The sequence below is a fragment of the Cyanobacteriota bacterium genome, assembly GCA_025054735.1.
Lineage (GTDB): Bacteria > Cyanobacteriota > Cyanobacteriia > SKYG9 > SKYG9 > SKYG9.
This window is the reverse complement of sequence record JANWZG010000284.1, coordinates 1-5,299: the sequence shown is the minus strand read 5'-3', so window position 1 is coordinate 5,299 and position 5,299 is coordinate 1. Positions and strand designations below refer to the sequence as shown.

Sequence of the window (5,299 nt, the reverse complement as noted above, 5' to 3'; positions counted from 1 at the left end):
TGGCCCGAGAAACAGCCAGGATAAATGACGCGACAATGCCTGATAATGCAGCGGGTAATACTACGCCTGTAATCGCTTCTCGCTTAGTCAGCCCCAAGGCATAGGCACCTTCCTTCAAGCTGCGAGGCACAGCGTAGATTGCATCCTCACTCAACGAAGCAACTAGGGGAATAATTGAGATTCCTAATACTAGACCAGCACTAAGCGCATTAAAGGGTTGTAGACCAGGAATGACGACTTTCAACACAGGAGTGACAAACAAGAGGGCAAAGTAGCCGTAGACAACAGTAGGCACGCCTGCTAATATCTCCAGAATTGGCTTCAACCAAGCTCGCACGCCACGAGGCGCATATTCACTCAGGCAAATTGCAGAGAGCAAGCCAATGGGCAAGGCCACTGCGATCGCAATCACTGATGTCAACACCGTAGCGCTGATGAGCACAAAAATGCCAAATTGAGCATCAGCAAAGAGTGGTGTCCATTGAGTCTGAGTCAGAAACTTCCAGATGGGAACAACTTTGAAGAACTCGATCGTCTCAAAGATCAAGGTGTAGATAATGCCAAACGTGGTGGCCACGGAAATGAATGCGAAGAGTCCAAAGATAATCTTCACGACCCATTCCATTGCTTTGCTGAGACCACGCTGGGAAGCCCAGAGTGAATCGTCACTGGTTGATGGGAGAGTAGTCGTCATAGTCAATTGCCCAGTTACAGGTTACAGCATCCAACAAGTAAGACAAGAGAGCATAGATTTAGTGGAAAGAAACGTAGCAGGAGCGAAGGATCATCACCCTCACTCCCTACCTTGATAGCTGATCAGTTATGCTGTTGCCTACTTGTTGCCATCTTTCAGCAAGTCAATGAGCTTCTTGCCTTTAGCACCCTCGGCTGTATACATGGAGCCAACAGGGGCCTTAGCAAGGCGAGTCTTAATCTCAGCGTAGACATCATCTCCAAAGGGAACGTAGCCCACTTCAGAGATAAGTTTCTTGTTAGCAGGGTCAAGTTGAAACTCAACAAATGCCTTGACTTCTGGCCGATTTAGAGCTTCTTTCTTGACGTAGATGAACTCAGGACGAGCTAGGGGGCTGTAAGAGCCATCCGCGATCGTCTCAGGGCTGGGAGCAACACAACCCTTACCGTTATCAATTTCTACTAGCTTCAATGAGTCCTTGTTTTCTTCATAGTAGGCATAGCCAAAGAAGGCAAGGGCATTTTCGCTACCAGCAACACCTTGGACTAGGGTGTTGTCATCTTCACTAGCAGTGTAGTCACCACGGCTCTTACCCTCTTCACCTACAATCTCCTTGGTGAAGTAGTCGTAGGTACCAGAGTCAGTGCCAGGGCCAAACAGTTGTAGAGGCTTGTCAGGGAAGCTGGGGTTGACTTGGTTCCACTTGGTCACCTTGCCCTGAGCAGCAGGTTCCCACATGGTCTTGAGTTCTGAAACCTTTAAGCACTTCGCCCAATCATTCTTAGGATTAACCACTACAGACAGACCATCAAAGGCGATCGGCAGCTCGACGTACTCAATTTTGCCCTTTTCGCACAGCTCAATCTCTTCTTTTTTAATGGGGCGAGAAGCATTAGAAATATCGGTCTCACCAGCACAAAACTTCTTAAAACCGCCGCCAGTACCAGACTTAGCAACTGTCACGCTTACACCAGGGTTGGCTTTCTTAAATTCTTCCGCCATGGCTTCAGCAATGGGGAAGACAGTACTGGAACCATCCACCACTACACTACCAGTCAAGTTAGACTTGGCAGCAGCAGGGCTGGCTTCAGGAGAGTTAGCAGGGCTTTCACCCGTTGTGGTGCCACCGCCACAAGCGGTTAGGGTCAAGGTTAATGTCGCAAGTGCAGCCAAGATTGACTTGCGATTCATGTTTCCGTTAAAACTCATAGGTTTCCTCACAGGAAGTTACAGGCGAACAATCAATGGTTCACAGTTGTGTTCCCCTGAAGGTTACAACGCAAGGGTAAAGATGAGGTTAACAGATAGGAGTTCCTGGATGTTTCATTTCCTCACAGAAACATCGCAGTGGTGGTAAGCAATGGTAGGATCCAAAATTGCCATTATTCCGATTGACTTACCGGACTATCCATGACTACCGCTTCTATGTCCACATCCCCCGATCGTAAACCCTCGAAAGTTGAGACTATCAAGGCAGCCAGTAATTTTTTACGCGAACCTCTTGCTACCGAGTTGCTGCAAGATACTACTCACTTCAGCCATGATGCGGTGCAAATCTTAAAGTTCCATGGCTCCTACCAACAGGACAACCGCGACAACCGGACGAAAGGTCAAGAGAAAGACTACCAGTTCATGCTCCGGACTCGCAGTCCAGGAGGGTTTATTCCTCCGCAGCTATACCTAACGTTGGATCGGTTAGCTGATACCTATGGCAATGGCACGCTCCGGGCAACCACTCGTCAGGGGTTTCAATTGCATGGCATTGTTAAGCGGAATCTGAAGGCGGCGATCGCCGAAATTGTGCGCCATATGGGTTCAACCCTAGGAGCTTGCGGTGACCTGAACCGGAACGTAATGGCTCCTCCTGCTCCCTATAAAAATCGTCCAGAATATGGCTATGCTTGGGACTATGCCAACCGCATAGCTGACTTGCTGACTCCTCAGACGGGAGCCTATTATGAGATTTGGCTAGATGGGGAGAAGGTGATTTCTGCCGAGGAAGCACCAGAGGTAAAGGCAGCCCGCCAGCGCAACGGTAGAGGCACCATTATCCATGACTGTGTGGAACCCATCTATGGCACCCATTACATGCCCCGCAAGTTTAAGTGCTGTGTTACGGTTCCTGGCGATAATTCTGTGGATTTGTATTCCCAGGATGTCAGCCTTGTGGTGATCACTGACGGCGAAGGCCAGTTACAGGGCTTCAACGTGCTGGCTGGAGGAGGCTTGGGACGCACCCATAACAAGGAGGAGACCTTCCCTCGGTTGGCTGACCCCATCGGCTATGTAGATAAGGACGATATTTATGATCTGGTTAAGGCGATTGTGGCTACCCAGCGGGATTATGGCGATCGTTCAGAGCGCCGCCATGCCCGGATGAAGTATCTAGTAGCAGATTGGGGAGTAGACAAATTCCGTGCCCAGGTTGAAACCTATTTTGGCAAACCACTACAACCCTTTAAGCCCCTGCCAGAATTCAAATATCTTGACTTTTTAGGTTGGCACGACCAGGGAGATGGCAATCGCTTCTTAGGTATTTCTGTAGAAAATGGCCGCATCCTCGACAAAGAAGGCTTGCAGCTAAAAACTGTACTGCGGGAGATTGTAGAGCGCTTCCAGGTGCCCATGCGTTTGACCCCCAACCAAAACGTTCTCCTCTATAACATTGACCCTAGCCATGAAGCAGAGATTCAAGGAATGCTAGAGCGGGCAGGTGTTCTCAAAGAAACCGACATCGATCCCCTAGTACGCTACTCCATGGCTTGCCCAGCGTTACCTACCTGTGGCTTGGCAATCACTGAGTCTGAGAGGATTTTACCCAGCATCCTAGAACGCATTCGTACCTTGCTGAATAAGCTGGGCTTGGAAGCCGAGCAACCTATTATTCGCATGACGGGTTGCCCCAACGGTTGTGCTCGCCCTTACTTGGCTGAACTGGGCTTTGTCGGTAGTGCACCAGATCACTACCAAGTTTGGCTGGGTGCTAGTGCCAACCAAACTCGGCTTGCACAGGCATACCTAGAAAAGCTCCATGTCCATGATTTGGAAAAGGAACTAGAGCCAGTATTCGCCTACTTTAAGCAGTCCCGACAGGCTGGTGAAGGGTTTGGAGACTTTTGCAATCGGGTTGGCCTAGCTGCCATTCGGAACTTTGCTGCCACCTACGTTAGTCCCCCTGTAGAGAAAAAACCAACTCTAGCTAGCCAAACTCGCCATCGCCTTAGCGTCAACAATGCCCTGTACGTTCGACTAGAACAGGTCGCTGCTGCTAGGGGGCAGAAAATTAGTCAAGTCTTGGCAGAAGCCTTGGATACCTTTTTGACGGCCCAGGAACAGGCTCTATTGGCTCGTGAGCAAGCAGAGCCTACCCCGGAGCAACCTGCTGCTGTAGAGCCAAGTTCCCTAGAAGAGCCAACTCTGCCAGAGCCTACCCCAGAGCAGCCTCGACTACCCGATTTACCGATCGAGCCTAGTAGCACCTCGATCAACGATACTCCGGCTAATCCTTGATGGCCATCAGGCGTTGAATGCTTTGTCAGTGCCTTTGCCACAGCAACCTAGAGACGTGGTAAGCATGTTTGTGTAGAAAAACTGGTTGGTTAGGACAAATTGATTGCTGTTCAGGCTCGTAGTGAGGACTTAAGTCCTCACTACCAACGTCCTCACTAGATTGTGTATTGCTAGTGACGTGGTTGGCTGCTGGAAAATTGGAATCAGTCCTAACTGTGAGCCTCAGTAGCAGCTATGTTTTATGGGACTAGTCAATCTGTATTCGCAGCTTGTAGCTAGCGTTACCCCTTGTACCACCGACTACAATTTCATAGTCTCCGGTCTCCGGCAGGGTTAAATCTGCATTGGTAACATCTACACCAGAGGTCTCTGGCTGCAATAGGTTGCCGCTGGGAGACACGATATCAAATACAGCATTATTCTCCAAGGATGTAATGGTCACCCGCATTCGCTGCTTAGCTCTAGCGTTAAGTAGATAAGTATCTGTTGTGCCCCGCACGACACTGTTTTCAACCGTGGCAGTATTGGAGCCAGCCGCAAAATTGACCCGCATCCGGCGAGACTGAGGCTCACTGGGTGCTTCGGGTTTGCTAGGGGACGGAGCACTGGCCACCGGGGTGTTCGCTGGTGCTGGGGCAGCTTGGGTCAGTTCTGCACAGTCAACCCGATTGAGAATATCTTGGTTGGCAATCAATTGGGTTTTGCTAAGAGTCCAGTCTTCAACACTGGTTTGCACATCGTTTTCAATTTTAGTGCTGACGGCAACGGGGAGCTTTTCTCCATCAAGCTTTCCCTTAAACTCCCGTTGATAACTGGTGAAGTAACTAGCAGCCTGATCTTGAATAATGCCGTCTAGGGTGCCTGATACTTGTTGATCAGGGGCGATCGTCAGTTTGGTGCTAGCTTGCTTTGTAGCAGTAGAGAGCTTAAAACAGTAGGTTCCAGACTCTAGCCCAGCAGCAACGGGGCTGAGAGTGGTAGCAACTTGGGGAGATGGAGACGGTGACGGGGCTGACTGGTTTGCACTCTGACAACTCACAGTCAGCGACCCAATCAAGAATACATAACCCAGAACAGTTAACAGTTTAACAATTA

The 5,299-nt window shown here is 49.7% G+C and carries 4 protein-coding genes; 1 reads left to right on the top strand and 3 read right to left on the bottom strand.

All coding sequences use genetic code 11. From position 1 onward, the window contains the following. Both NZ772_13165 and NZ772_13160 read right to left on the bottom strand, forming a co-directional pair. Nucleotides 1-694, bottom strand: a 694-nt coding sequence (locus tag NZ772_13165; protein MCS6814500.1) for an ABC transporter permease subunit, incomplete at its 3' end; no start/stop codon positions are given. A 138-nt stretch (nucleotides 695-832) separates the two neighbouring features. Then, nucleotides 833-1,903: a PstS family phosphate ABC transporter substrate-binding protein gene (locus NZ772_13160; protein MCS6814499.1), complete on the bottom strand. Its 1,071-nt coding sequence runs from the start codon at nucleotides 1,901-1,903 to the stop codon at nucleotides 833-835. A 201-nt stretch (nucleotides 1,904-2,104) separates the two neighbouring features. On the opposite strand from NZ772_13160, the gene sir reads away from it, so the two are divergent. Further along, nucleotides 2,105-4,204 carry a sulfite reductase, ferredoxin dependent gene (gene sir, locus NZ772_13155; GenBank protein ID MCS6814498.1) on the top strand — a complete coding sequence of 700 codons (2,100 nt, stop codon included), beginning with the start codon at nucleotides 2,105-2,107 and terminating at the stop codon, nucleotides 4,202-4,204. A 247-nt stretch (nucleotides 4,205-4,451) separates the two neighbouring features. Here the strand turns inward: sir and NZ772_13150 are convergent, their stop codons facing one another. Next, nucleotides 4,452-5,297, bottom strand: coding sequence for a hypothetical protein (locus NZ772_13150; GenBank protein ID MCS6814497.1), 846 nt, complete (start codon nucleotides 5,295-5,297; stop codon nucleotides 4,452-4,454). Nucleotides 5,298-5,299: the final 2 nt, after the last annotated feature.

Bases quoted from the DNA above. Each gene is read 5' to 3' on its own strand.
- NZ772_13160 (MCS6814499.1), bottom strand. From the start codon at position 1,903: ATGAGTTTTAACGGAAACATGAATCGCAAGTCAATCTTGGCTGCACTT.
- sir (MCS6814498.1), top strand. From the start codon at position 2,105: ATGACTACCGCTTCTATGTCCACATCCCCCGATCGTAAACCCTCGAAA.